The following is a 24,330-nucleotide window of genomic DNA, read 5'->3' as shown; positions in this document are numbered from 1 at the left end:
CAGCGTCTTTGAATTAAGATAAATCATCATACCAGTCAATTGCCAATGTATGATGATTGTAATAATACGAGAATCGGCAAGCGGCCGGAGGAAGCGTCGCAAAGCGGATCGAATTCGGATAATGAGGTTCGACTGCCTGGCGCCACAGGTAGAGCGGAGAGGTAAGTTGGAAACAAACGAGCGACAGGGCGGAGCCGAAAGCCCCGGCATCGAGCGCCGCCCGCGTGTACGCCGCAACGTCACAGCGGCGATCGCTCAGGATATCTGCGCGGAGCGTTATCCCTCGGGCTCGCCGCTGCCCCGCGAAAACGATCTCTGCGAACTCTACGGCGTCAGCCGCACCGTCATTCGCGAATCGCTGAAAGTGCTGGAATCCAAGGGTCTCGTCCGCGGCAAGCCGCGCATCGGAACCACCGTCTGCGACAGAGACGACTGGAATATCCTCGATGCCGACGTGCTCGATTGGATAGGTCCTTATATCAAGGACTTCGACCTGCTCGGCTGCATTCTCGAAGCCCGCCGCACCATCGAGCCGGCAGCGGCCGAATATGCCGCCGAGCGCGCCAGCGCCCAGGAGATCGCCGATCTCGACAAGGCCTGGCGGCAGATGCGCGACAGTGCCGGCGATCCGGAAAGCTTCACCGATGCCGACGTCATGTTCCATACGGTGCTGCTCACCGCCAGCCACAACCAGGTCTTCCGCCGCCTGTCGAGCGCCATTCACGCGGCGCTGAAATATGCGCTGCATGCCTCCAACATCGGCGTCGAGAATCGCGAGGATGCGGTGCTCGTTCACGGCCAGCTGGTCGAGGCCCTGCGCATGCGCGACAAGGCTGGCGCCCGCGACTGCGCCAACCGCATGCTCGATCTTGCGGTGCGCGATCTTGCCGCCGCTGAAAAGGCGATCGGCAGAACGAAATAATCGATGCCACACCGGACTTGCCGCCGATCGCAACCCCAAAAAAGAAACTGAAGAACCGCGATGAAGATCACCAAACTCACCACCTATATCGTTCCGCCGCGCTGGCTGTTTTTGAAGATCGAGACCGACGAGGGCATTGTCGGCTGGGGCGAACCGGTCGTCGAAGGCCGCGCGCTCACCGTCGAGGCCGCCGTCCACGAACTGGAAGACTACCTGATCGGCAAGGACCCCTTCCTGATCGAGGACCACTGGACCGTGATGTATCGCGGCGGCTTCTATCGCGGCGGCGCTGCCCACATGAGCGCGATCTCCGGCATCGACCAGGCGCTGTGGGACATCAAGGGCAAGGCCCTCGGCCAGCCGATCCATTCCCTGCTCGGCGGCCAGCTGCGCGACCGCATCAAGGTCTATTCCTGGATCGGCGGCGACCGTCCCGCCGATGTCGCCAACAATGCCAGGGAGGTGGTCGCGCGCGGCTTCAAGGCGATCAAGCTCAACGGCTGCGAGGAAATGCAGATCGTCGACACCAATGAGAAGGTGGAAAAGGCGGTCGAAACCATTGCCGCCATCCGCGAGGCGATCGGCCCGCATATCGGCATCGGCGTCGATTTCCATGGCCGCGTCCACAAGCCGATGGCGAAAGTTCTCGCCAAGGAGCTAGAGCCCTACAAGCTGATGTTCATCGAGGAGCCGGTGCTCTCCGAAAACAAGGAAGCGCTGCGCGATATCGTCAACCACACCTCGACGCCGATCGCACTCGGCGAGCGGCTCTTTTCGCGCTGGGACTTCAAGCAGGTGCTTTCGGACGGCTATGTCGATATCATCCAGCCGGATCTTTCGCATGCCGGCGGCATCACCGAATGCCGCAAGATCGCGGCCATGGCCGAAGCCTACGACGTGGCGCTGGCGCCGCATTGCCCGCTCGGCCCGATCGCGCTTGCCGCCTGCCTGCAGGTCGATGCCGTCAGCTACAACGCCTTCATCCAGGAACAGAGCCTCGGCATCCACTACAACAAAGGCAACGACATCCTCGACTACATCTCCAACAAGGAGGTGTTCCACTATGCCGATGGGTTCGTGTCGATCCCGCAAGGCCCTGGTCTCGGCATCGAGGTCGACGAGGCCTATGTCATCGAGCGCGCCAAGGAGGGCCATCGCTGGCGCAACCCGATCTGGCGCCATGCCGATGGCAGCTTCGCCGAGTGGTGAGAGAAATGATAGGGTCGCGCAAGCGGCCCTTTTTCATTCGCCGTGTCGGATATCGCGCGTCTCATCCGTCATAATGGAAATTCAAACGGGAGATTTCAGATGGCCAGAGCAATCGCAATCATTGTCGCGCGCATTATTTTCAGTTTCATCTTCTTCATGGCCGCCGGCTTCAAATTCGCCGATATCGGCGCGACGGCGGGCTATATCACTGCCGCCGGTTTCCCGATGGCGACATTCCTTGCCTGGGTCGCAGCCTTTTTCGAGATCGCCCTGGCGCTCGCCTTCATAACAGGCGCCTTCTTCACCGAGGCCAGCCTGCTGGCGGGCATCTATGTGATCTTCCTTGCCTTTGCCTTCCACGGCCCATCCCATTGGCAACAGAACCAGGCCGAGTTCGGCTTCTTCGTCGATCACTTCACCTTCCTTGCCGGCCTGCTCTTTGCCGCCATCCATGGGCCGGAGAAATGGGCGTTGAGACACAGCCTCCTCAGATAGCTCATGAGGCACTCTCCGCCGGAACCAACAGCCATGCCGAACATTGGCTTACCGGAAAACGGCAAGGAGAACCCAATCATGGAGCTGAAGGGAAAGATCGCGTTGGTGACAGGCGCTGGTTCCGGCATCGGCAAGGCGGCCGCGCTGAGGCTTGCCGCCGAGGGAGCAGGGGTCGCCGTCTTGAGCCGAACCGCCGGCGAGGTCGAAAAGACCTGCGCCGAGATCAAAGCGGCCGGCGGCGGCTCGATCGCACTGGCGGCCGATACCAGCGACGAAGCGCAAATGCGCGCCGCCGTGGAGCAAATGACCACCGCCTTCGGCGGCCTCGACATTGTTGTCGCCAATGCCGGCATCAACGGCGTCTGGGCGCCGATCGACGATCTGAGGCCGGATGAATGGGACAAGACCATCGCCGTCAATCTGCGCGGCACCTATCTGACCCTGCATCTGACGGTCCCGCATCTGAAGCGCCGCGGCGGTTCGATTGTCGTCGTCTCCTCGATCAACGGCACCAGGACCTTCACCACGCCGGGCGCCACCGCCTATACCGCAACCAAGGCCGGCCAGGTTGCCATGGTTCAGCAGCTCGCCCTCGAACTCGGCCGGCACGGCATCCGCGTCAATGCAGTCTGCCCCGGCGAGATCGAAACCAATATCGGCGCCAACACAGATAGCCGCCATCGCCAGGAGACGGAGGTTCCGGTCATCTGGCCGCAGGGAGATATCCCAATCGCCGGCGGCAGAGCGGGCAAGAGCGAGGATGTAGCAGAAACCATTCTCTTCCTCTCCTCCGAAAGGGCCCGGCACATCACCGGGACGCCGATCTGGATCGACGGCGGCCAGGGGCTGCTGCGATAGCGCCCGATCTGTGACGATCAGGTGTTGAGGCGTGCACCGTCCAGCGTATAGAGTTCCTGCGCGCGCTGCACGCCGCGCAATGTATAGCGCCCGACGCAGGCGATTGCCGCGCGCTGCTCCTCCGGTATCGCAGCGACGAAATCGGAGGAGATCAGCAGGTTGAGATCGACCGATCGGCACATCGAGGCGATGCGGCTGACCTCGTTGACGGCAGGGCCGATCACCGTGAAGTCCAGCCGGTCCTGGCTGCCGATATTGCCGTAGAAGACGTCGCCGATATGCAGGCCGATATAGACATCCGTCGTTGGCCGGCCGTCGGCCGCGCGCGCGGCGTTCAGCTTGGAGAGCTTTTCCCGTAACAGCGATTCGGCATGGAGCGCCGCGCGGCAGGTCTCGGCCGGCACCTCGCCCTTGAAGATGGCGAGCACCCCGTCGCCGATCAGTTTCAGCACGTTGCCGCCCGCCTCGTGGATCGCCGAGATCGCCACCTCGCTGTAATCGTTGAGCAGCGGGATGATTTCCTCCGGCGGCACGCGATCGGAAATCTTGGTGTAGTTCAACAGATCGGAAAACCAGAGCGCCGCCGAAATCCGTTCCGATTTGCCGCGGCTGATCTTGCCTTCCATCACCTGGCGCGCCGCATCCTCGCCGAGATAAACTTCGGCAATGGTGCGGGCGATGCGCCCGAGCGCGATGCACTTGATCGCCAGCCCCAGCACCGGCACCAGCTTGCGCAGGATGGCAAGGTCGTGATCGGAAAAACCTTCAGGATGTTTGGTCGCGAAATGCGAAAAGAAACAATCCATTTCGCCGATCGTGCCGGCTTCGCTGAAACGATGCATCAGCGCCACGAAATCCGTGTGGCCGGCTTCCGCGATCTTGTCGAGCATGGCGAAATCGATCGGATCGCCGAAGCCCAGGCGTCGGCGCACCTCCCGCTCATTGCCCGACCAAAGATGGTAGAAGGCCGAGCGCTGCCAGTTCGACGCCGCTTCGCCCGAGCTCGTCGGACCATATTCGAATTCGGTTTCGATCTCCTCCACACTGTCCCAGCGGAAGGCACGGCCTTCATGCACCGGGTGCAGTGTATCCATCACCGCCAGGCCGCGGTCCAGCGGCAGGCCGGCATTGCGGCAAGCGGCGCAAAAGCCGGTCATGAGCTCGACCTCGGAAGCGCCCTTCAGTCCCTGCTCCGTAACCCAGGCCGCAATCGTGCTGACGTCGCTGTAATCCATGGCGCTCACCTTCGCTCCTGCCCAAGCTGTAGTCCGAATTCGGCATGGAAGGAAGCCAATTGCCTCAATCGCCGGCAGGCATGTTGTAGGGCGTGACGATTTCGACTGAAGAAAGCGAGGCCGGAACCGCCCGCCCCGGTGACGTCGCCCGCCCCATGATCGCCCTGAAGGCCGAACGTGCGTCGGTTCGGAGATCATGATGCAGCACGAAGCCGATGCGGCGCGCGGCAAGCAGCGCACGGTTGTCGGCATCGAGATCATGGGCGACGAAGACACGGACCGGGCGGCTGGCCGCATCGAAGGCCGCCAGCACCGCCCGGTTGCCGCCGCCGATCGAATAGACGGCGTTGATGACGGGATCGGCGACCAAGGCTGCCGTCGCAAGCGTTCCCGTCGCCGCATCGCTGCCGTGCCCGTCGCTGATTTCGGTGATGCCGATCCCAGGATAATGGGCGCGGATGACGCGGCGAAAACCGATTTCGCGTTCCTCCTCGCCGCGGAAGCGTCCGCTCGACAGCGTCACCAGCACCTTGCCGCCGCAGCTGCCGAGCACCTCGCCGATCAGATAGGCTGCAGTCTCCCCAGCAGCGCGGTTGTCGGCGCCGGCATAGGCAATGCGCGCCGAATTCGGCACGTCGGTCACCAGCGTCACGACAGGAATGCCGGCCGCATCCGCCCGCGCGACGGCGGCCGCCACCTCGGCGACATCGGGCGCCTTGAGCACGATACCATCCGTGCCTCGCAGCCGGATGCGATCGAGAAGCTGCACCATTTCGGCCGGCTTCATCACCTCGGCCAAGTGGAACCGGCAACGAAAGACGCCGGGCAGGAAGGCGGCCATCTCCGCCTCGAAGGCAGCGCGCACGGCATCGCTGAAACGCTGCGGCGTCTCCATGACGATATCGATCGCCAGCGTTCGCCCGCTCGACACCGCCCCGGCCTGCTGCTTTTCCAGCTCAGAGATCGCCGCCTTCACCCGCATTTCCGTCTGTTGGCGCACACCCGGCCGGCCGTTCAGCACCCGGTCGACGGTCGCGGTGCTGAGGCCCGCCTGAAAAGCGATATCCTTGACGAGGAAGAGATGGGCCATGGAATCCGCTTGATGGCTTTTTGATGGATTCCTGATCTATATCACCTCTCATCACGGCGTATAGTGCCTCCATTCGAAAGAGGAGGAGCCATCATGAAGACAGACAACCAGCAGAAAATGCGCGCCGACCGTGTCTGGCTGAGCGAAGACAGCTGCGATCTCGACGACTTTCGCCGCCTGGCGGAAAAGACCACCGCGCTTGCCGATTATCCCTCGGCGTCTGCAGTCGAAAAGAACGTGCTGATCTATGACAGCCGCAAGGTGACGGCGGCTGCCGCGACGCCGGAAGGCCGGCGCGCCGTCCTGGCCGAGATCTGCGAGGCCTTCGGCGAAGGTCCCGGCGTCGTCGTCTTCAAGCATGCTTACGCGGATACCGGCATCATCGACCGCGCCAGCGCGATCTTCGACGAGATCATCGAGGAGCAGCACCGCAGCTCGACCGGCGGCGGCGATCACTTCGCCAAGCCGGGCGCCAACGACCGCATCTGGAACTCGCTGGAGAAACATTGCCTCGCAGATCCGGCAAATTTCGCCGAATATTACGGCAATGCCATCGTCGCGCTCGCAAGCCAAGCCTGGCTCGGCCCGAGCTACCAGATGACGGCGCAGGTCAACCGCGTCAACCCGGGCGGTGCGGCGCAGTCGGCCCATCGCGACTACCATCTCGGCTTCCAATCGTCTCAGGTGATCGAGCAGTTTCCGGTTCATGTGCACCGGCTCTCGCCGGTGCTGACGCTGCAGGGCGCGGTCGCCCATTGCGACATGCCGCTCGAAAGCGGCCCGACGCTGTTCCTGCCGCACAGCCAGACCTATGTGCCGGGTTATCTCGCGCTGAAGCGCCAGGAGTTCCGCGATTATTTCGAAGCCAACCACGTGCAGCTGCCGCTCGACAAAGGCGACGTCGTCTTCTTCAATCCCGCCCTCTTTCACGCCGCCGGCACCAACCGCTCGGCCGACATCAAACGCGTCGCCAACCTCCTGCAGGTTTCTTCCGCCTTCGGCCGCGCAATGGAAACCGTCAATCGCGAGAGGATGAGCGCCAGGCTCTTTCCCGCGTTGAAAACCTTGCAGGGCAGGCTTCCACCCGATGAAATCACCAACGCCGTCGCCGCTTGCGCCGAAGGCTATTCCTTCCCGACCAATCTCGACCGCGACCCGCCGCTCGGCGGGCTGGCGCCGAAGACGCAGGCACAGCTGATGCACGAGGCGTTGCGGGAAGGCTGGAGCGACGAGGCTTTTACGGCAGCGCTTGCCGAGCAGGCGAGGAAGAAGTTGAGCTGAACTTGGAGACTGGAGCCACACACGTTGACATAACCGCCTCCCGTACCCGCGGGAGGCCATTCGCGCATCACCACCGAGGAGGAACCACATGAGCACAGACCCCGGCCGCCTTGACGGCAAGATTGCCATCGTCACCGGCGGCACGCAAGGGCTGGGCGCGACCATTGCCCGTCTCTTCGCCGAGCGCGGTGCGAAAGGCATCGTCATTTGCGGCCGCAACGAAGCCAAGGGCGAGGCGAAGGCAGCGGAGATATCCGCTGCAACCGGCACCAGGGTCGTCTACGTCAAGGCCGACCTCGGCAAGGTCGAAGACGCGCGGAATGTCGTGCACGCCTGCGACGAGGCCTTCGGCCGCGTCGACGCGCTGGTCAATGCCGCCGCCATCACCGATCGCGGCACCATCCTCGATACCAGTCCTGAACTCTTCGACGCCATGTTCGCCGTCAATGTGCGCGCGCCGTTTTCCTGATGCAGGAGACGGTGAAGGTCATGCGCCGCGAAAAGACCGAAGGCACGATCGTCAATATCGGCTCGATGTCGGCCAAGGCAGGTCAGCCCTTCATCGCTGCCTATTGCGCCTCCAAGGGCGCGTTGGAAACGCTGACGAAGAACACCGCCTATGCGCTCTTGCGCAATCGCATCCGCGTCAACGGCCTCAACATCGGCTGGATGGCTTCCGAGGGCGAGGACCGCATCCAGCGCGAATATCACGATGCACCCGCCGACTGGCTGGAGAAGGCGGCAGCCAACCAGCCCTTCGGCCGCCTCGTCGATCCGCATGAGGTGGCGCGCGCCTGCGCTTACCTGTCGTCGGCCGAATCCGGACTGATGACCGGCTCGGTCATCTGCTTCGACCAGTCGATCTGGGGGGCTTACGACGGCTCGCCGCATCCGGTCGCCGCCCTCTGAAAAACCGGAGCGCAGCATTTCCGCTCGCCGGGCTCTGGCACCTCCCAGCATTTGTCGCTAGGAAAAGGGCGGCAGCATTCAGGGAGGAACTGGCGTGGCCGACAATCCGCTTTATGACATCCGCGATGAACGTTTCGGCGCCCTGGTCATCGGCAGCGCCGCGCTCGAGGAACTCTATTGCGGCTGCCGCTGGACGGAAGGCCCGGTCTGGTTTTCCGACCTCAACTGCCTGCTCTGGAGCGATATCCCGAACGAACGCATGATGCGCTGGACGCCCGACGGCACGGTCTCGGTCTTCCGCTCGCCCTCCAATTACGTCAACGGCAACACCCGCGACCGGCAGGGCCGACTTATCTCCTGCGAACATGGCGGCCGCCGCGTCACCCGCACCGAACTCGACGGCAGCATCACCGTTCTCGCCGACAGCTACAGGGGCAAACGGCTGAACTCGCCGAACGATGTCGTCGTCCATTCCGATAGCGGGATCTGGTTCACCGATCCGACCTACGGCATCCTGTCCGATTACGAGGGCCACAAGGCCGAGCCCCAGCAGCCAACCCGAAACGTTTACCGGATCGACCCTTCAAGCGGCGCAATCGAGGCCGTCGTCGAGGATTTCATCCAGCCGAACGGCCTTGCCTTCTCGCCCGACGAGACGAAACTCTACATCGCCGATTCCGGCTCGGCCAAGCATGACGTGCCACGCCATATAAGAGTTTTCGACGTCGTCGACGGCAGGAAGCTCGCAAACAGCCGCTATTTCTGCAGCCTCGATGTCGGCAATCCCGACGGCTTCCGCTTCGATATGAGCGGCAATCTCTGGACGAGTGCCGGCGACGGCGTTCATTGCTTTTCGCCCGACGGCACGCTGCTCGGCAAGATCAGGGTGCCGCAGACGGTCTCCAACCTCACCTTCGGCGGTCCCAAGAAAAACCGGCTCTTCATCACCGCGACGCGCTCGGTCTATTCGATCTATACGAAGACCAACGGCGCCCAATATCCGTGAGGATCAGGCACCGGCTTGAAGATCGCCGTTCCGGGATGACGACTTGCATAAAAAAAGCTAAAGCGCGTCACACGAATGAGATTCGATGTGCGTGCTTCAGAGCATGAGGCCGAAACCTGTGAGCGGTTTCGGACAACATCCTGTTCTGGCAGCCCGCAGATCCATTGCATCAAGAAGGGATGTCCCGATGACCCGATTTTCACGCGCCGAAGGGCGCCGCACCACTTCTGATGCCATGACCGGGAGAGCCTGAGATGCGTTCCGTCGTTTCCTTCAACGAAGGCTGGAGTTTCCACGAGGGCTTCGGCCAGCGCCTGCTCGAAAGCTTCGATGCCGCCAAGTCGGTCAGCCTGCCCCATACCGCCGTCGAATTGCCGTTCAACTATTTCGACGAGAAAAGCTATCAGCGTGCCTTCACCTATCAGAAAGTGCTGCGATGGCTGCCGGAATTCGAGGGCCGTGAAGTCTCGCTCGTCTTCGACGCCGCCATGGCCGATAGTGTCGTCTATCTGAACGGCGAAGAAATCATCGCCCATAAGGACGGCTACACCCCCTTCGAGGCCCGCCTCACCGGTAAGCTGCTCAAGGGCGAGAACCTCGTGACCGTCAAGATCGACGGCAGCGAGAACCCTGCCATCCCCCCTTTCGGCGGCCGCATCGATTATCTCACCTATGCCGGCATCTATCGCGACGTCTGGCTGAAGGTCACCGACCCCGTCTCGATCCGCAATCTCAAGATCGAAACCACCGACGTGCTTGCCCCGGAAAAGTCGGCGACCATCCGCGTCGATATCGCCAATCCCGAGGGCCGCAGCTTCTCGGCAACCGTCACCGCCACGCTGAAGCAGGCGGACGGCACGGTGATCGCAACCGCGGCGACCGAAACGATCGGCGACCGCACCCGGCTTTCCTTCGGCGGCCTTGCCGGCATCGCCCTCTGGGATATCACCAATCCCACGCTCTACGAAGTCACCGTCGAACTCAGAACCGAACACGGCTCCGACCGCGTCTCCACCCGCTTCGGCTTTCGCACCGCTGAATTCACGCCGGAAGGTTTCCTGCTCAACGGCAGGCCGCTGAAGCTGCGGGGCCTCAACCGCCACCAGTCCTTCCCCTATGTCGGTTATGCCGCCGGCCGCTCCGCCCAGGAGCGCGACGCCGATATCATGAAGAGCGTGCTGAAGTGCAATATCGTCCGCACCTCGCATTATCCGCAGTCGAAATGGTTCCTCGACCGCTGCGACGCGATCGGCCTGCTGGTTTTCGAGGAGATTCCCGGCTGGCAGCATATCGGCGATGCCGACTGGCAGAAGGAATCGATCGAAAACGTCCGCCGCATGATCGAGCGCGACTGGAACCATCCTTCGATTATCATCTGGGGCGTGCGCATCAACGAGTCCCAGGATAGTCACGATTTCTACGTCGAGACCAATCGCCTCGCCCGCGAACTCGACAGCACCCGCCAGACCGGCGGCGTGCGTTATATCACCGAGAGCGAGCTGCTCGAGGACGTCTACACGATGAACGATTTCATCCTCGGCAATGAGGAATTGCCGGGCGCCAACCGCCCGCGCACGGTGCTGCGCGGCCAGCAGGAAAATACCGGCCTGTCCCGCAAGGTGCCGTACCTCATCACAGAGTTCAACGGCCACATGCACCCGACGAAGATCTATGATCAGGAGCAGCGCCAGGCCGAGCATGTGCGCCGCCACCTCGAGGTGCTGAACGCCGCCTATGGCGACCCCGACATTTCGGGCGCGATCGGCTGGTGCATGTTCGATTACAACACCCACAAGGATTTCGGCTCCGGTGATCGCATCTGCTATCACGGCGTCATGGACATATTCCGCGAGCCGAAATTCGCGGCCTATGCCTATATCAGCCAGTGCGACCCGTCCGAGGAGATCGTCATGAAGCCGGCAACCTTCTGGGCGCGCGGCGAGCGCAATATCGGTGGCGTGCTGCCGCTGATCATCCTGACCAATTGCGACGAGGTGGAACTGCAATATGGCGGGCTGAGCAAGCGCATCGGTCCGGACCGGGAGAACTATCCACACCTGCCGCATCCGCCCGTCGTGCTCGACCATCGCCACTTCACGGCAGATGAGCTCGGCACCTGGGGTCTCGAATGGATCGACGGCACCTTGACCGGCTATATCGGCGGCGAGCCGGTGGCGAGCCTGACGTTTGCCGCCGATCCCTTGCCGACGACGCTGGAAATCGTCGCCGACAGCTCGACGCTGAAGGCCCGCGAACGCGACAGCACCCGCGTCATCATCCGTGCGCTGGATCAGTGCGGCCAGCGCCTGCCTTTCATGAACGACAGCATTTCGCTGAAGGTGCATGGCCCCGCGAAGATCGTCGGCCCGGCCAATGTGCCCCTGCAGGGCGGCACCGCCGGCTTCTGGCTGGAGGCGACGGGGCTGGTGGGTGAAATCACCGTCGAAGCCGTCTCCTCACGGTTCGCGCCGGTAACCCTCAGCGTGACGGCGGCCGCCTAATTCAGCCCATAACCCGCGCGTCTTCTCGGGCGCGCGGCGCTCCGATGGCCATCACACGATCCGCATCTGGCTGTCTGGATCGAAGAAGACGGCCTTGTCGAGATTGAAGGCGAGGCGGGTGGTCTGGCCTGGGGCGATGCCGGCATCGGCGCGCAGGCGGGCGACGACGGATTTGCCGCCGAGCTTGGTGACGGCGAAGGTGTCGGAGCCGGCCGGTTCGACGACTTCGATCAGGCAATCATCCTCGGTCAGCGAACGCGCCTTGCGGTCGGCGCCGTCAGGATCGGTCAGGGCTTCCGGGCGGATGCCGAAGATCACCTGCTTGCCGGCATAGGAGGAGAGGCCGTTGGCGCCTGAGGCGATCGGCAGTCTGAGCGGCGCGCCGTTCGGCCGTTCGAGCGCGACGGCGAGCCCACTGGTGCCGGTCTCGACGGTGGCGTTGAGCAGGTTCATCGCCGGCGATCCCATGAAGTCGGCGACGAAGAGATTGGCCGGGCTGTTATAGATCTCGGCCGGCGTGCCGAACTGCTGCAGCACCCCGTCCTTCAGCACCGCGATCTTGGTCGCCAGCGTCATCGCCTCGATCTGGTCATGGGTGACATAGACGAAGGTGGTGCCCATGCGCTGATGCAGCCGCTTGATCTCGGTGCGCATGTCGACGCGCAGCTTGGCGTCGAGATTGGAAAGCGGCTCGTCGAACAGGAAGACCTGCGGATTGCGCACCAAAGCCCGGCCCATGGCGACGCGCTGGCGCTGGCCGCCGGACAACTGGCTCGGCTTGCGGTCGAGCAGATGGCCGATCTGCAGCATGTCGGAGACCTGCTTGATCGCCTTGGCCCGCTCCTCCTTCGGCACGCCGCGGATCTCCATGCCGAAGGCGATATTGCCCGCCACCGTCATATTCGGATAGAGCGCATAGGACTGGAACACCATGGCGATGTCGCGCTTGGACGGATGCAGGCCGTTGATGGCGCGCCCGTCGATCCTGATATCGCCTGACGTGATCGTCTCCAGCCCGGCAATGGTGTTGAGCAGGGTCGACTTGCCGCAGCCGGACGGGCCGACCAGCACGAGAAAGCCGCCCTTTTCGAGTTCGAGGTCGATGCCCTTGAGAATGTCGACGGCGCCGAAGCGTTTTCTGAGACCGGAGATTTCCAGGAAGGCCATGACTTACCCTTTGACTGCGCCCGCCATCAGACCGCGCACGAAGTAGCGGCCGGCGAGGATATAGACGATGAGCGTCGGAACGGCCGCGATCATCGCCGCCGCCATGTTGACATTGTATTCGACCACCCCGGTCGAGGTGTTGACGACATTGTTGAGCGCCACCGTCATCGGCATGGAGTCACCGGTGCCGGCATAGGCCGAGGCAAACAGGAAGTCGTTCCAGATATTGGTGAACTGGTAGATCACCGTGACGACGATGATCGGCAGCGAATTCGGCAGCATGATGCGGCGGAAGATCTGGAAGAAGCTGGCGCCGTCGACCTGGGCGGCCCTCACCAGCTCGGTCGGAAAGGCCTCGTAGAAATTGCGGAAGAACAGCGTGGTGAAGCCCAAGCCATAGACGACATGGACGAAGACCAGGTTGACGGTCGAATTGCCGAAGCCGAAGTTCCAGCCGGTGGCGTTCTGCAGCGTCACCCCGAAGCGGCCGAGCGAGCCGAGGATGGTCGCCATCGGCAGAAGCACCGACTGGAACGGGATGAAGCAGGCAAACAGCATCAGCCCGAACACCAGCGTATGGCCGGGGAAGCGCCATTTGGTCAGGATATAACCGTTCAGCGCCCCCATGATGGTGGAGATGGCCACCGCCGGCACCACCATCTTGATCGAGTTCCAGAAGTAGCCCTTGATGCCGGCGCAGGTCAGCCCGACACAGGTCTCGCCCCAGGCCTTGATCCAGGGATCGAAGGTCGGCGCCTCAGGCAGCGCCAGCATGTTGCCGCCCTGGATCTCGTCCATCGTCTTGAACGAGGTCACGAGCATGACGAAGAGCGGCATCAGGTAGAGGATGGCGAAGATCACCAGCAGGCCGTAGATGACCAGCCGGCCGAGAAAGCGGGTGTTGTTGCCGGAAGCGGCCGAAGAGGAAGCCGAGATGCTCATCGCGCCTTCTCCTTCAGTTCGGAATAGAGATAGGGCACGATGATCGCCGAGATGGTCATCAGCATGATGATGGCGCTGGCCGAGCCGACGGCCATCTCGTTGCGCTTGAAGGTGTATTCATACATGAAGTTGGACGGCAGCCAGGCCGAGCCGCCCGGCCCGCCCGAGGTCAGCGCCACGACAAGGTCGTAGGACTTGATCGCCATATGGGCGAGCACGATGAAGGCGGAGAGAAAGATCGGCCGCAAGAGCGGAATGACGATGCGGCGATAAAGCTGGAAGGGCGAAGCGCCGTCGATCTGCGCCGCCTTCATGATCTCGCCGTCGATGCCGCGAAGGCCTGCCAGGAACATCGCCATGACGAAGCCCGACGCCTGCCAGACACCGGCAATGACGACGGTGTAGATGACGAAGTCCTTGTTCTTGATCCAGTCGAAGTGGAAGCTCGTCCAGCCGAAGTGGTGCAGCGTCTGTTCGAGCCCGAGGCCGGGATCGAGGAACCATTTCCACGCAACGCCTGTCACGATGAAGGAGAGCGCCATCGGATAGAGGAAGATCGGCCTGAGCAACCCCTCGCCGCGGATCTTCTGGTCGAGCAGGATGGCCAGCAGCAGGCCGAGCGCCAGGCAGATGCCGACATAGAGAAAGCCGAAGATCGCCATGTTGGTGATCGAGGTGTACCAGGAGGACGGCGGGTCGCTCTCGAAGGTCCAGCGCCACAGCCGCTGATAGGCGCGTGGCCCCGTCAGCGCATAAGACGGGAAGGTCTTGGAATTGGTGAACGACAGATAGGCCGTCCAGACGATGAAGCCGTAGACGAAGATGATGGTGATGACGAAGCTCGGCGCCAGCACGATCTTCGGCAGCGCATCCTGCAGCCGGCCCCTGAGCGAGATCGGCGTCGCTTGGCCGGGGGTCAGAACCGGATCGGTTGTGGCAACTGTGCTCATGGATATCCTCTCCCTTCCCGCAGGATCGCTCGGCATTTATCGCTGCGGAGCCTGAAGCTTCCCCGCGAGACAGGCGCGGGGAAGCATTTGTCATCGACGACCCTTAGCGGGCGTCGTCGATTGCCTGGACGAGCTGCTTGACGGCTTCGTCGGAGCTCTTGATCTGGCCGTGGACGAACTTCGAGACGACGTCCTTATAGGCATTGGCGATGGCCGGCGGGGCGCCATAGCCCTGCGCCAGCGAACCGAACAGCGTGCCGCCCTCGTTGGCCGCCTTCAGGTCGGCAATACCCTTCTTGCCGCAGGCGTCGAAGTCGGTGTCGGGAACGTCGGTGCGGGCCGGCACCGACCCCTTGACGACGTTGAAGGCCGACTGGAAGCTCTTCGACAGCGTCGCCGTTGCGAGAGCGACCTGCGCCGCCTTGCGGTCGTCGGGGACGTTGAACATGCCGAACATGTCGGAGTTGTAGATGACGCTGCCGTCGGTGCCGGGGAAGCGGTAGCACAGGAAGTCGGTGTCCGGCGTCTTCTTGGCGGCGACGAATTCGCCCTTGGCCCAGTCGCCCATCACCTGCACCAGCGCGTCACCCTTGATGACCATGGCGGTCGCGAGATTCCAGTCGCGGCCGGAGAAGTTCGGATCGACGTATTTGACGATCTTCGCCAGATTGTCGAAGGACGTCTTCATCGTGTCCGACTTCAGCGACGCCTCGTCGAGGTCGTTGAAGGCCTTCTTGTAGAATTCCGGGCCGCCGGTCGACAGCACGATGGAATCGAACATCGTGGCTTCCTGCCAGTTCTGGCCGCCGAGCGCCAAGGGGATGACGCCGGCAGCCTTGGCCTTGTCGAGCAGGGCGATCAGCTCGTCGAAGCTCTTCGGCTCAGTGCCGCCGATCTTGTCCATCACCGCCTTGTTGATCCACAGCCAGTTGACCGAGTGGACGTTGACGGGGGCTGCGACCCACTTGCCGTCATAGACGGAGAACTTCTGCAGCGCCGCCGGCACCGACTTGTCCCAGCCTTCCTTCTTGGCCGTCTCGGTCAGGTCGCCCATGACGCCGGCCTGGGCATAATCCAGCACGGTATAACCCAGCATCTGCGAGGCCGTCGGATAAGTGCCCGCCGCCACCATCGCCTTCAGCGCCGTCATCGCCGCATCACCGCCGCCGCCGGCAACCGGAACGTCCTTCCAGGCAAAACCTTCCTTCGACAGATCCTGCTTCAAAACGTTCAAAGCCGCCGCCTCGCCGCCTGACGTCCACCAGTGCAGCATCTGCACTTCCTTAACGTCGGCGGCGCGGGCAGCACTAAGGCCAGCCATCATCACGACGGCAATCGCCGCCGAGCTCAAAAACTTGCGCATGAAATTCCTCCCATTTGAAAATCGGCGGCGGGCCCTCCCTGCCGCCCGATGTTTTCCGCCGTTGCAGCGGTCGACATACGGCCGCGCTCCTCCGCGCGGTTGCTAATTTAAAACGTCATAAGCCACGGATCGTCAAGTCCTTTCTCGACTCCCGAGAAAAATATGGTTATTCCATCATCATATTGAATTACTTGTATATTTCCACACATCAACAACAACCGCCGAAAGTCGACACGATGCAAGAGGAGGCGACGGTGGCCGACGAGGATCAGGAACGCATGCTGCTTCAGCGCATCAACAATCCTGACGCTGCGGATCTGCGCCCCCTGCCGCCGCCGCAACTGAATTTGCCGATCAATGAAACCGAACAACTTTCGAGGCCGACATCTTAAAACTGTTTGCATCGCGCGGGATTTCGCCTAGAAGCACGCCGTAATCCGGTCGCAGCCCACCCGGTCAAAACAAGGGAATCCAAAATATGAGAACCATCGTCGTCTGCTCTGGCGGACTCGACTCCGTTTCGCTTGCCCACAAAATGGCAGCGGAACAACAGCTTATCGGCCTCGTCTCCTTCGACTACGGCCAGCGGCACCGCAAGGAACTCGACTTCGCCGCCCGGTGCGCCGCGCGCCTCGCCGTTCCTCATCATATCATCGACATCGCCGCCATCGGCAGCCATCTCAGCGGATCGGCGTTAACCGACAATGTCGAGGTCCCGGACGGCCATTATGCCGAGGAGACCATGAAGGCCACTGTGGTGCCGAACCGCAATGCCATCATGCTGGCGATTGCATTCGGCCTGGCCGCCGCGCAAAAGGCCGATGCCGTCGCCGTCGCCGTGCATGGCGGCGATCACTTCATCTATCCCGACTGCCGGCCGGGCTTCATCGACGCCTTCCAACGCATGCAGAACGAAGCGCTGGACGGTTATGCCAGCGTCCGATTGCTTGCGCCCTATGTCGATGTTTCCAAGGCGGCGATCGTCGCGGACGGCGAAAAACACGCGACGCCGTTTGCCGAGACTTGGTCATGCTACAAGGGCGGCAGGCTTCACTGCGGGCGCTGCGGAACCTGCGTCGAACGCCGCGAGGCTTTCCATCTCGCCGGGATTTCCGATCCGACGGAATATGAAGACCGGGATTTCTGGAAAGCGGCCGTGTCGCAATATTCCGCGGCGGAGGTGCGTTGATGTACCGCATCACCAAGGAGTTCCATCTCTCCGCTTCGCACCAGCTGGATCATCTGCCGGCCGAGCATCAATGCGCCAGGCTCCACGGACACAACTATATCGTGGTCGTCGAACTCTGCGCCGAAAGCCTGAATGACGACGGCTTCGTTCGCGACTATCACGACCTCTCGCCGCTGAAGCGCTATATCGACGAAACCCTCGATCATCGTCACCTGAACGAGGTCTTCGGTCATTCGAAAGTCACCTCCGAGTTTCTGGCAAAGCACTTTTACGACTGGTGCAGAGAGCGCTTCCCGGAGACTTCGTCGGTCCGCGTCAGCGAGACGCCGAAGACCTGGGCGGAGTACCGGCCATGAGCGGAGAGACCATTCGCGTCAGCGAGATCTTCGGCCCGACCATCCAGGGCGAAGGCGCTTTGATCGGCCTGCCGACGGTGTTCGTCCGGACAGGCGGCTGTGACTATCGCTGTTCCTGGTGCGACAGCCTTCACGCCGTCGACAGCGCCTTCCGCAATCAATGGCTTCCCATGTCCACCGAGGCGATCTGGCAGGAGGTCAGCAAGCTTTCCCGAGGTCGGCCGATGACGGTTTCGCTTTCCGGAGGCAATCCGGCGATCCAGCCGCTGGGGCCGCTGATCGAATTCGGCCATTCCCAAGGATACCGCTTCGCGCTGGAAACGCAGGGGAGCGTCGCCCGGAACTGGTTTCGCGATCTCGACATCCTGGTCTTGAGCCCCAAGCCGCCGTCAAGCGGAATGCTGACGGATTGGGAAGAGGTCGACAATTGTCTCCGGCTCGCCGCCGGCGGTCCCGAGATCGCCTTGAAAATCGTCGTGTTCGACGATGACGACTACGCCTTCGCCCAACAGGCGGGCCGACGCTACCCCTATATTCCCTTGTACCTTCAGCCGGGCAACCATACGCCGCCGCCGCCCGATGACGACGACGCCCGAATCGATATCGACGGCGTGATGGACCGGATGCACTGGCTCGTCGAGAAGGTGACTGTTGATGGATGGTTTGCCCCGCGCGTGCTGCCGCAGCTGCACGTGCTGCTGTGGGGAAACAAACGCGGCGTCTGAACCTACCCCTCCTGGAAAGCGAAGACATCGACAGGCTCGCCGAGCCCGCGCAGCGGGAAGGTGCCGAGGCTGTCCATGTCTTTCGCGCAGCCCGCCATTTCGACGAAGGCCCGCGACAGGAGCACCGGGCGCTTGACCTCCTTGGTCAGGCTTTCCAGCCGCGAGGCGACATTGACGGCGGGGCCGATGACGGTGAAATCCAGCCGCCGGCGCGAGCCGATATTGCCGTACATGACGTCGCCGACATGCACGCCGACGCCGTAGCGCAGCGGATCGCGCCCCATGCGCACATGCTCCTCGTTCAGCTCGGCCATCGATGCCTGGCCCTCGCGGATCGCCTGCAGCAGATCGGCGCAGGCCGTTTCCTTGCTCAGCGGGAAGATCGCCAGCAATCCGTCGCCCATAAACTTCAGGATTTCGCCGCCATACCGTTCGATCGGGTCCGACATGGCGTCGAAATAATCGTTGAGCAGATGAATGACATCGTCGCGCGGCCAGAGATCGGAGATCGCCGTAAAGTCGCGCAGGTCGCAGATCATGATCGCCGCACCGACGGTGGCGCCGCTGCCGCGCGTCGTCACACCCGACAGGATCTGCTCGCTCGCATGCGGCCCGACATAGGTCTGCAGCAGCGTGCGCGCCATGATGTTCTTCAGCCGGATTTCGCTGACGAGGGTCAGCGCCGGCAGGAGATCGCGCAGGAAATCGACATGTTCGCTCGTAAAACCGCCCGGCCGGCTGGTGGAAAATGTCGCCACATGCCGTTTGCCGAAGGTGTGTTCGAGCGGCCAGGCGATATACTCGGTCAAGCCGTCGTCACGCAGGTCCTGATAGAATGAATCCAGATCGCCGTCGGCTGCGCCTTCCAGCTGCCTGCGCACCTCCTCCGCACCCTGATGGATCGCGTTGACCGGACTGGTCAGGAACTCCGGCGTGTTTTCGACGCCATAGGCGAATGTGTCGATCTTCGCCTCGGTGAGCCCTTCCTTCCAGAGGATGCGGGCACCGATCCATTGCGGGTGGTTCACCCTGAAATGCAGCGTCGCCCGCGCCACCGGCACGCCGGCCGCAAGCAGCTTCTCACACATGTCCACCAGGATGTTGTCGATGAAACGCTCGCCCCGCGTCTCATTCACCAGCCAGTCGAGAATCCGTCTCCGGCGAATCGGCCAGACGCCTTCGTCCGCCTCGACCGAGGTCCCGACCTTGTTCAAAAAAGACGACATCTAAAACTCCCGCTACGTCACTTCACTGGCAAGTGCCGAACTCAATTTCCCGCTGAATGTGGTCGATGGGAGAGCAAATGATAAGGGGAGGCATCGATTAAACCTCAGAAATCCCAATCCTCGTCCTCGGTCGCCACGGCCTTGCCGATGACATAGGACGAGCCGGAGCCGGAGAAGAAGTCGTGGTTCTCGTCGGCATTCGGCGAAAGCGCAGACAGGATCGCCGGATTGACCTTGCAGGCCTCGGCCGGGAAAAGCGCCTCGTAGCCGAGGTTCATCAGCGCCTTGTTGGCGTTGTAATGCAGGAATTTCTTGACGTCCTCGGTCAGGCCGACGCCGTCATAGAGCGCCTCGGTATATCTGGCCTCGTTGTCGTAGAGTTCGAGCAGCAGATCGAAGGCGAAATCCTTGATCTCCTGCCGCCTCTCCTCGGAAAGCCGCTCCAGCCCGCGCTGGAACTTGTAGCCGATATAATAACCATGCACCGCCTCGTCGCGGATGATCAGGCGGATCATGTCGGCCGTGTTGGTCAGCTTGGCCCGGCTCGACCAGTACATCGGCAGATAGAAGCCGGAATAGAACAGGAAGCTTTCCAGGAAGACGCTCGCGACCTTCTTCTTCAAGGGATCGCCGGAGGCATACTGCTCCATGATCAGCGCCGATTTCCGCTGCAGGAACTCGTTTTCTTCAGACCAGCGATAGGCATCGTCGACATCGGGCGTGAGGCACAGCGTCGAGAAGATCGACGAATAGGAGCGCGCATGCACCGCCTCCATGAAGGAGATGTTGGAAAGCACCGCCTCCTCATGCGGCGTCACCGCATCCTCCATCAGCCTGATGGAGCCGACGCCGTTCTGGATCGTGTCGAGCAGCGTCAGCCCGGTGAAGACGCGGATGGTCAACTGCTGCTCGGCCGGCGTCAGCGTCGCCCAGGAAGGAATGTCGTTGGACAGCGGCACTTTCTCCGGCAGCCAGAAATTGCCGGTCAGCCGGTTCCAGACTTCGAGATCCTTATCGTCCTCGATGCGGTTCCAGTTGATGGCGCGCACGCGGGAAACGGGTTTTAATTGCATGTTCATTGGGTGGTCCCTCTTGAGGAATTTGCCTGGGTTTGCCCCTCATCCGCTTGCCGGCACCTTCTCCCCGCTTGCGGGGCGAAGGGAGCAAGCCGCAAGCTCTCCGTTCCCCACAACCTCTCGCAGGGCACGTCCCCTCTCCCCGTTTTTACGGGGAGAGGGTTAGGGTGAGGGGCATCTTGCAGTCCGGAGCGAAATCAACTCAAAGCGTACAAGACACACACCCCTGCACCTCGGTGCCGGAAAGCGCCATCTGGCGAAGCCGGATGTAGTAGATCGTCTTGATACCCTTCCTCCAGGCGTAGATCTGCGCCTTGTTGATGTCGCGCGTCGTCGCCGTGTCACGGAAGAACAGGGTCAGCGACAGGCCCTGGTCGACATGCTGGGTCGCCGCCGCATAGGTATCGATGATCTTCTCCGGCCCGATCTCGTAGGCGTCCTGATAATAATCGAGATTGTCGTTGGTCATGAACGGCGCCGGATAATAGACGCGGCCGATCTTGCCTTCCTTGCGGATTTCGATTTTCGAGACGATCGGATGGATCGAGGAAGTCGAGTGGTTGATGTAGGAGATCGAGCCCGTCGGCGGTACAGCCTGCAGGTTCTGGTTATACAGGCCGGAGGTCATGACAGCCGTCTTCAACGCCGCCCAATCCTCCTGTGTCGGAACAGGGATGCCGGCATCGTCGAACAGCGCCTGCACCTTCTCCGTCGCCGGCTTCCATTCCTGCTCGGTATATTTGTCGAAATATTCGCCGGAGGCATATTTGGAGTTCTCGAACCCCTTGAAGCTCGTGCCGCGTTCGACCGCCAGAAGGTTCGAGGCGCGGATCGCGTGATAAGTCACCGTATAGAAATAGATGTTGGTGAAATCGACGCCTTCCCTAGAGCCGTAGAAGATGTGTTCGCGGGCGAGATAGCCGTGCAGGTTCATCTGGCCGAGGCCGATCGCATGGCTTTCGTCATTGCCTTTCTCGATCGAGGGCACCGAGGCGATATGGCTCATGTCGGAGACCGCCGTCAGCGCCCGGATCGAGGTCTCGATCGTCTTGCCGAAATCGGCGGAATCCATGGCCGCGGCGATATTCAGCGAGCCGAGATTGCAGGAAATATCCTTGCCGAGATGCTTGTAGGAGAGGTCGTCGTTGTATTCGCTCGCCTCGCTGACCTGCAAAATCTCCGAGCAGAGATTGCTCATGGAGATGCGACCCGCAACCGGGTTTGCCCGGTTCACCGTGTCCTCGAACATGATGTAGGGATAACCGCTCTCGAACTGGATCTCGGCGAGCACCTGGAAGAATTCACGCGCCTTGATCTTCTTCTTCGAGATGCGCGCGTCCGCCACCATCTCCCGATATTTTTCCGTCACCGAAATTTCGGTGAAGGGCACGCCGTAGACCCGCTCCACGTCATAGGGCGAGAACAGATACATGTCCTCATTGTTCCTCGCGAGTTCGAAGGTAATGTCGGGCACGACGACGCCCAGCGACAGCGTCTTGATACGGATCTTCTCGTCGGCATTTTCGCGCTTGGTATCGAGGAAACGCATGATGTCGGGGTGATGGGCGTTGAGATAGACAGCACCCGCACCTTGGCGGGCCCCGAGCTGGTTGGCATAGGAGAAGCTGTCTTCGAGCAGCTTCATGACCGGGATGATGCCCGATGACTGGTTCTCGATCTGCTTGATCGGCGCGCCGGCCTCACGGATGTTCGTCAGCGACAGCGCCACGCCGCCGCCGCGCTTCGACAGCTGCAGCGCAGAATTGATCGAGCGGCCGATCGATTCCATATTGTCCTCGACCCGCAGCAGGAAGCAGGAGACGAGTTCGCCGCGCTGTTTCTTGCCGGCGTTGAGGAAAGTCGGCGTCGCCGGCTGAAAACGGCCGGAAATAATCTCGTCGACCATGTCGCGGGCAAGGGCCTCGTCGCCGCGCGCCAAGGTCAGCGCCACCATGCAGATTCGATCCTCGTAGCGCTCGAGATAGCGCTTTCCGTCGAAGGTCTTCAGCGTATAGCTGGTGTAATATTTGAAGGCGCCGAGGAAAGTCGGGAACCGGAATTTCCTGGCATAGGCCTGGTCGAACAGGTCGCGCACGAAATTGAAGGAATATTGGTCGAGAACCTCCTGCTCGTAATAGCCCTCGGTGACGAGATAATCGAGCTTTTCGCGGAGATTGTGAAAGAACACCGTGTTCTGGTTCACATGCTGCAGAAAATACTGCTTCGCCGCCATCCGGTCCTTGTCGAGCTGGATCCTGCCCTCATCGTCATAGAGGTTCAGCATGGCGTTCAGCGCGTGATAGTCGAGCGTTTCCGCCGCTTTCAAAGGGCGTTCGCCGGCGGGATGAGCAAAAGTGTTATGCGGTTTTGCGCCCGCATCCCGCGTCAGAGGTGTTCCCGTGTCCAAAATCGTTCCATTCCGTGTTTGACGTTGGCGACATCCTCCTCCGTGCCCATGAGCTCGAACCTGTAGAGGTAAGGCACCCGGCATTTCTGCGAGATCACGTCGCCGGCGAGCCCGTATGTCTCGCCGAAATTGCTGTTGCCCGCGGCAATCACGCCGCGAATGTGTCCTCGGTTCTCCGCATCGTTCAAGAAACGGATCACCTGCTTGGGAACGGCGCCCTTTACGATCCCTGGGCCGCCGTCGCCGCTATAGGTCGGCACGACGAGCACGAAAGGTTCGCGGATATGGAACGCATCCGCACCGCCCGCCGGAATACGCGCCGCGCGCAGTCCGAGCCTGGCGACGAAGCGATGGGTATTCTCGGATCGGCTGGAATAATAAACGATCAGCCCCATCGCCTTTCCTCGGTCAGGAGAGCGCGCTGATCATATCGGGGCGGAACCCCGCCCAATGCTGCTCGCCGGCAACGACGACGGGAACCTGCATGTAGCCCATGCCGCGCACACGATCGAGCGCCTCGGCATCTTCGGAGATATCGACGATGTCATAATCGACGCCCAGGCGGTCGAGGGCGCGATAGGTGGCGGTGCATTGGACGCAGGCGGGTTTGCTGTAGACGGTAACGCTCATCATCTTCCTCGTGATCTCAATGAATTCAGGACGCAGAACTGGGATCGGGCGCTTTGCGGCGTCCGGGGCAACGTTTGATAATGATCTGGCAAAGTTGGCGTCTTAAACGCCCGATATGGTCCCTCTCGGGATTTGCGCGGGCGGCGGCCTGGATATTCTCGACATGACTTCAACCCCGAAGTGCTCATGCGGACGTTCGGGGCAGCGCAGCAGGCGCGGATCATTCCGCTTCATGCACGCGACCTTCCGGACACCCCGCCCGTGGACATCTCGTTCAAGGCAGGTCTCCTGGCTTGCGGGTCGAAGCACCCTGCCCCCAGCCTTCCCAAGGCATCATGCCTCAGTGACCTGAAATCGGACAGTTGCTCGCCGCTTACAGTTGCGGGGGCAGCTCCGGCCTTGTCCCGCCCTCATGGTGGAACGCACCGTATTCCCGTCTTAGCCCGCGATCCTCACGAATCGAAGGAACCTTGAACACTATATATAGTATGCCAATCAAAAATCATGTCAACGGATGGTTTTCGCCTTGCGTTACGACAGGTTTGAAATCGCTGCGTTCCTGTGAAAACATGGATAATAAAGGCTTAAACAAAACGAACTGCGGAGAAGGCCGTGATGAGTAGGCCAGCCTGGTCGGCTCAGGCTGCTGACAAACCACGGCAAAACCCGTGACGTCATCCTCGGCCTTGTGCCGAGGATCTACACACGGTCAATTAAGTATTTGAAAATAAACGTTTTCCTGTCAGGAAATTGCCGTGGTTAGATGCTCGGCACAAGGCCGAGCATGACGGAG

Annotated in this window: 22 protein-coding genes, 1 pseudogene and 1 riboswitch; of the genes and pseudogenes, 12 read left to right on the top strand and 11 right to left on the bottom strand. The window is 61.6% G+C overall.

Annotated features, from left to right (window positions below):
• The first annotated feature begins 166 nt into the window (after positions 1-166).
• The 4 genes from QMO80_RS15810 (at position 167) to QMO80_RS15795 (ending at position 3,484) form a co-directional block, all read left to right on the top strand.
• Positions 167-922: a FadR/GntR family transcriptional regulator gene (locus tag QMO80_RS15810; RefSeq protein WP_283197402.1), complete on the top strand. Its 756-nt coding sequence runs from the start codon at positions 167-169 to the stop codon at positions 920-922.
• A gap of 60 nt (positions 923-982) precedes the next feature.
• Positions 983-2,131, top strand: coding sequence for a galactonate dehydratase (dgoD, locus tag QMO80_RS15805; protein WP_283197401.1), 1,149 nt, complete (start codon positions 983-985; stop codon positions 2,129-2,131).
• 99 nt (positions 2,132-2,230) lie between these two features.
• Positions 2,231-2,626, top strand: a complete 396-nt coding sequence (locus QMO80_RS15800) for a DoxX family protein (protein WP_283197400.1) — start codon at positions 2,231-2,233, stop codon at positions 2,624-2,626.
• Positions 2,627-2,704: 78 nt separating this feature from the next.
• Positions 2,705-3,484, top strand: coding sequence for an SDR family NAD(P)-dependent oxidoreductase (locus QMO80_RS15795; protein ID WP_283200198.1), 780 nt, complete (start codon positions 2,705-2,707; stop codon positions 3,482-3,484).
• A gap of 17 nt (positions 3,485-3,501) precedes the next feature.
• Here the strand turns inward: QMO80_RS15795 and QMO80_RS15790 are convergent, their stop codons facing one another.
• Positions 3,502-4,719, bottom strand: coding sequence for an adenylate/guanylate cyclase domain-containing protein (locus QMO80_RS15790; RefSeq protein ID WP_283197399.1), 1,218 nt, complete (start codon positions 4,717-4,719; stop codon positions 3,502-3,504).
• 64 nt (positions 4,720-4,783) lie between these two features.
• Positions 4,784-5,809 (bottom strand): LacI family DNA-binding transcriptional regulator, encoded by a 1,026-nt coding sequence (locus QMO80_RS15785; protein ID WP_283197398.1) that lies wholly within the window; start codon positions 5,807-5,809, stop codon positions 4,784-4,786.
• Positions 5,810-5,902: 93 nt separating this feature from the next.
• On the opposite strand from QMO80_RS15785, the gene QMO80_RS15780 reads away from it, so the two are divergent.
• The 4 genes and pseudogenes from QMO80_RS15780 to QMO80_RS15765 all read left to right on the top strand — a co-directional run bounded on the left by QMO80_RS15780 (position 5,903) and on the right by QMO80_RS15765 (position 11,506).
• A complete protein-coding gene (locus QMO80_RS15780) occupies positions 5,903-7,090 on the top strand; it encodes a phytanoyl-CoA dioxygenase family protein (RefSeq protein ID WP_283197397.1) in 1,188 nt (395 codons plus the stop codon).
• A gap of 88 nt (positions 7,091-7,178) precedes the next feature.
• Positions 7,179-7,999 (top strand): annotated as a pseudogene (locus tag QMO80_RS15775) (SDR family oxidoreductase).
• Positions 8,000-8,093: 94 nt separating this feature from the next.
• Positions 8,094-9,005, top strand: a complete 912-nt coding sequence (locus QMO80_RS15770) for an SMP-30/gluconolactonase/LRE family protein (protein WP_283197396.1) — start codon at positions 8,094-8,096, stop codon at positions 9,003-9,005.
• Positions 9,006-9,259: 254 nt separating this feature from the next.
• Positions 9,260-11,506: a glycoside hydrolase family 2 protein gene (locus QMO80_RS15765; RefSeq protein ID WP_283197395.1), complete on the top strand. Its 2,247-nt coding sequence runs from the start codon at positions 9,260-9,262 to the stop codon at positions 11,504-11,506.
• A gap of 51 nt (positions 11,507-11,557) precedes the next feature.
• Here QMO80_RS15765 and QMO80_RS15760 read toward each other — a convergent pair whose 3' ends face one another.
• From QMO80_RS15760 to QMO80_RS15745, 4 genes are all read right to left on the bottom strand, one after another.
• Positions 11,558-12,673, bottom strand: coding sequence for an ABC transporter ATP-binding protein (locus QMO80_RS15760; RefSeq protein ID WP_283197394.1), 1,116 nt, complete (start codon positions 12,671-12,673; stop codon positions 11,558-11,560).
• 3 nt (positions 12,674-12,676) lie between these two features.
• The gene (locus QMO80_RS15755) at positions 12,677-13,615 is read right to left on the bottom strand and encodes a carbohydrate ABC transporter permease (RefSeq protein WP_283197393.1); all 939 of its coding nucleotides are present in this window, start codon (positions 13,613-13,615) and stop codon (positions 12,677-12,679) included.
• Positions 13,612-14,565, bottom strand: a complete 954-nt coding sequence (locus QMO80_RS15750; protein WP_283197392.1) for a carbohydrate ABC transporter permease — start codon at positions 14,563-14,565, stop codon at positions 13,612-13,614. The genes QMO80_RS15755 and QMO80_RS15750 overlap by 4 nt, the downstream gene beginning before the upstream one ends.
• A gap of 103 nt (positions 14,566-14,668) precedes the next feature.
• Positions 14,669-15,928, bottom strand: coding sequence for an ABC transporter substrate-binding protein (locus tag QMO80_RS15745; protein ID WP_283197391.1), 1,260 nt, complete (start codon positions 15,926-15,928; stop codon positions 14,669-14,671).
• A 14-nt stretch (positions 15,929-15,942) separates the two neighbouring features.
• Here QMO80_RS15745 and QMO80_RS15740 point away from each other — a divergent pair, with 14 nt between their 5' ends.
• The 4 genes from QMO80_RS15740 to queE all read left to right on the top strand — a co-directional run bounded on the left by QMO80_RS15740 (position 15,943) and on the right by queE (position 18,198).
• Complete coding sequence (locus QMO80_RS15740) at positions 15,943-16,320, top strand: hypothetical protein (protein WP_283197390.1); 378 nt, start codon at positions 15,943-15,945, stop codon at positions 16,318-16,320.
• Between the two features lie 86 nt (positions 16,321-16,406).
• Positions 16,407-17,117: a 7-cyano-7-deazaguanine synthase QueC gene (gene queC / locus QMO80_RS15735; RefSeq protein ID WP_283197389.1), complete on the top strand. Its 711-nt coding sequence runs from the start codon at positions 16,407-16,409 to the stop codon at positions 17,115-17,117.
• On the top strand, positions 17,117-17,473 hold the full coding sequence (gene queD / locus QMO80_RS15730; RefSeq protein ID WP_283197388.1) for a 6-carboxytetrahydropterin synthase QueD: 357 nt from the start codon (positions 17,117-17,119) through the stop codon (positions 17,471-17,473). The genes queC and queD overlap by 1 nt, the downstream gene beginning before the upstream one ends.
• A complete protein-coding gene (gene queE, locus QMO80_RS15725) occupies positions 17,470-18,198 on the top strand; it encodes a 7-carboxy-7-deazaguanine synthase QueE (RefSeq protein WP_283197387.1) in 729 nt (242 codons plus the stop codon). The genes queD and queE overlap by 4 nt, the downstream gene beginning before the upstream one ends.
• A gap of 2 nt (positions 18,199-18,200) precedes the next feature.
• Here queE and QMO80_RS15720 read toward each other — a convergent pair whose 3' ends face one another.
• The 5 genes from QMO80_RS15720 to nrdH form a co-directional block, all read right to left on the bottom strand.
• Entirely contained in the window at positions 18,201-19,424 is a 1,224-nt protein-coding gene (locus QMO80_RS15720; protein WP_283197386.1) for an adenylate/guanylate cyclase domain-containing protein, read from the bottom strand.
• Between the two features lie 104 nt (positions 19,425-19,528).
• The gene (gene nrdF, locus QMO80_RS15715) at positions 19,529-20,503 is read right to left on the bottom strand and encodes a class 1b ribonucleoside-diphosphate reductase subunit beta (RefSeq protein WP_283197385.1); all 975 of its coding nucleotides are present in this window, start codon (positions 20,501-20,503) and stop codon (positions 19,529-19,531) included.
• Between the two features lie 199 nt (positions 20,504-20,702).
• The gene (gene nrdE, locus QMO80_RS15710; protein ID WP_283197384.1) at positions 20,703-22,907 is read right to left on the bottom strand and encodes a class 1b ribonucleoside-diphosphate reductase subunit alpha; all 2,205 of its coding nucleotides are present in this window, start codon (positions 22,905-22,907) and stop codon (positions 20,703-20,705) included.
• The gene (gene nrdI, locus QMO80_RS15705) at positions 22,886-23,302 is read right to left on the bottom strand and encodes a class Ib ribonucleoside-diphosphate reductase assembly flavoprotein NrdI (protein ID WP_283197383.1); all 417 of its coding nucleotides are present in this window, start codon (positions 23,300-23,302) and stop codon (positions 22,886-22,888) included. The genes nrdE and nrdI overlap by 22 nt, the downstream gene beginning before the upstream one ends.
• Before the next feature lie 13 nt (positions 23,303-23,315).
• The gene (gene nrdH / locus QMO80_RS15700; RefSeq protein WP_088676289.1) at positions 23,316-23,537 is read right to left on the bottom strand and encodes a glutaredoxin-like protein NrdH; all 222 of its coding nucleotides are present in this window, start codon (positions 23,535-23,537) and stop codon (positions 23,316-23,318) included.
• A 260-nt stretch (positions 23,538-23,797) separates the two neighbouring features.
• A riboswitch (cobalamin riboswitch) is annotated at positions 23,798-24,025 on the bottom strand.
• Positions 24,026-24,330: the final 305 nt, after the last annotated feature.

The sequence above is a fragment of the Rhizobium sp. BT03 genome, assembly GCF_030053155.1.
Classification (GTDB): domain Bacteria; phylum Pseudomonadota; class Alphaproteobacteria; order Rhizobiales; family Rhizobiaceae; genus Rhizobium.
This window is presented reverse-complemented; position numbering and strand designations above follow the sequence as displayed.

Excerpts from the sequence above, each read along its gene's own strand:
- QMO80_RS15720 (WP_283197386.1), bottom strand. The coding sequence starts at position 19,424 with ATGTCGTCTTTTTTGAACAAGGTCGGGACCTCGGTCGAGGCGGACGAA.
- QMO80_RS15800 (WP_283197400.1), top strand. The coding sequence starts at position 2,231 with ATGGCCAGAGCAATCGCAATCATTGTCGCGCGCATTATTTTCAGTTTC.
- QMO80_RS15765 (WP_283197395.1), top strand. The coding sequence starts at position 9,260 with ATGCGTTCCGTCGTTTCCTTCAACGAAGGCTGGAGTTTCCACGAGGGC.
- QMO80_RS15790 (WP_283197399.1), bottom strand. The coding sequence starts at position 4,719 with ATGGATTACAGCGACGTCAGCACGATTGCGGCCTGGGTTACGGAGCAG.
- QMO80_RS15785 (WP_283197398.1), bottom strand. The coding sequence starts at position 5,809 with ATGGCCCATCTCTTCCTCGTCAAGGATATCGCTTTTCAGGCGGGCCTC.
- nrdI (WP_283197383.1), bottom strand. The coding sequence starts at position 23,302 with ATGGGGCTGATCGTTTATTATTCCAGCCGATCCGAGAATACCCATCGC.
- queD (WP_283197388.1), top strand. The coding sequence starts at position 17,117 with ATGTACCGCATCACCAAGGAGTTCCATCTCTCCGCTTCGCACCAGCTG.
- QMO80_RS15760 (WP_283197394.1), bottom strand. The coding sequence starts at position 12,673 with ATGGCCTTCCTGGAAATCTCCGGTCTCAGAAAACGCTTCGGCGCCGTC.
- queE (WP_283197387.1), top strand. The coding sequence starts at position 17,470 with ATGAGCGGAGAGACCATTCGCGTCAGCGAGATCTTCGGCCCGACCATC.
- nrdF (WP_283197385.1), bottom strand. The coding sequence starts at position 20,503 with ATGAACATGCAATTAAAACCCGTTTCCCGCGTGCGCGCCATCAACTGG.
- dgoD (WP_283197401.1), top strand. The coding sequence starts at position 983 with ATGAAGATCACCAAACTCACCACCTATATCGTTCCGCCGCGCTGGCTG.
- QMO80_RS15795 (WP_283200198.1), top strand. The coding sequence starts at position 2,705 with ATGGAGCTGAAGGGAAAGATCGCGTTGGTGACAGGCGCTGGTTCCGGC.
- QMO80_RS15780 (WP_283197397.1), top strand. The coding sequence starts at position 5,903 with ATGAAGACAGACAACCAGCAGAAAATGCGCGCCGACCGTGTCTGGCTG.
- QMO80_RS15745 (WP_283197391.1), bottom strand. The coding sequence starts at position 15,928 with ATGCGCAAGTTTTTGAGCTCGGCGGCGATTGCCGTCGTGATGATGGCT.
- QMO80_RS15755 (WP_283197393.1), bottom strand. The coding sequence starts at position 13,615 with ATGAGCATCTCGGCTTCCTCTTCGGCCGCTTCCGGCAACAACACCCGC.
- nrdH (WP_088676289.1), bottom strand. The coding sequence starts at position 23,537 with ATGAGCGTTACCGTCTACAGCAAACCCGCCTGCGTCCAATGCACCGCC.
- queC (WP_283197389.1), top strand. The coding sequence starts at position 16,407 with ATGAGAACCATCGTCGTCTGCTCTGGCGGACTCGACTCCGTTTCGCTT.
- QMO80_RS15750 (WP_283197392.1), bottom strand. The coding sequence starts at position 14,565 with ATGAGCACAGTTGCCACAACCGATCCGGTTCTGACCCCCGGCCAAGCG.